Origin of the sequence: Acinetobacter sp. YH12251 (assembly GCF_013417465.1) — a bacterium.
GTDB lineage: Bacteria > Pseudomonadota > Gammaproteobacteria > Pseudomonadales > Moraxellaceae > Acinetobacter > Acinetobacter amyesii.
In genome coordinates, this window is sequence record NZ_VPDZ01000057.1 from 1 (window position 1) to 1,180 (window position 1,180).

Annotated in this window: 1 protein-coding gene; it reads right to left on the bottom strand. The window is 35.8% G+C overall.

Annotation, left to right across the window (positions count from 1 at the left end; genetic code table 11):
- Positions 1 to 18: 18 nt before the first annotated feature.
- A protein-coding gene (locus tag FTV27_RS17045; RefSeq protein WP_085940648.1) for an IS4-like element ISAba1 family transposase occupies positions 19 to 1,109 on the bottom strand; the annotation gives its coding sequence in 2 pieces (ribosomal slippage) (positions 19 to 569 and positions 569 to 1,109; 1,092 coding nt in all).
- Between the last annotated feature and the right edge of the window lie 71 nt (positions 1,110 to 1,180).

Genomic DNA, 1,180 nt, shown 5'->3' on the forward strand with positions numbered 1-1,180 from the left:
CTCTGTACACGACAAATTTCACAGAACCCTTATCCTATCAGGATTCTGCTTTCTTAAAATTGCCAAAATTTCCTTAAACTCTTCTTTTTTCCCAAAACCAATTAAACGCTGAATCGCCATTTGAACATAGTCTAAACCATAGCGAAATAAACTCATTGAGAGTCGTCCATGCTTCTTTATTTTTATCGCTTTTTTTTGATTATGTTGCCATTCACCCGTTAAGTAACACCAACAGAAGCTTATAGCTAACACCGCAATCAATTTTTTCACTCGTCTAGGGTCTGTCAAGCGCGTATTTTCAAGATTAAACCCGCGTCCTTTGAGACAACTGAATAAGGTTTCAATTTCCCAGCGTAATGCATAATCCTGAATAGCATTGGCATTAAACTGAGGAGAAACGACGAGTAAAAGCTCTCCATTTTCTAACTGTAGTGCACTTATATATAGTTTCACCCGACCAACCAAAATCCGTCGTTTACGACATTCAATTTGACCAACTTTAAGATGGCGAAATAAATCACTAATTTTATGATTCTTTCCTAAATGATTGGTGACAATGAAGTTTTTTTAACACGAATGCAGAAGTTGATGTCTTGTTCAATTAACCATGTAAACCACTGCTCACCGATAAACTCTCTGTCTGCGAACACATTCACAATACGGTCTTTACCAAAAATGGCTATAAAGCGTTGAATCAAAGCAATACGCTCTTTCGTATCTGAATTTCCACGTTTATTAAGCAATGTCCAAAGGATAGGTATCGCTATTCCACGATAAACGATTGCGAGCATCAGGATATTAATATTTCGTTTTCCCCATTTCCAATTGGTTCTATCTAAAGTCAGTTGCACTTGGTCGAATGAAAACATATTGAAAATCAACTGAGAAATTTGACGATAATCAAAATACTGACCTGCAAAGAAGCGCTGCATACGTCGATAAAATGATTGTGGTAAACACTTGATGGGCAAGGCTTTAGATGCAGAAGAAAGATTACATGTTTGCTTTAAAATAATCACAAGCATGATGAGCGCAAAGCACTTTAAATGTGACTTGTTCCATTTTAGAGATTTGTTTAAGATAAGATATAACTCATTGAGATGTGTCATAGTATTCGTCGTTAGAAAACAATTATTGTGACATTATTTCAATGAGTTATCTATTTTTGTCGTGTACAGAG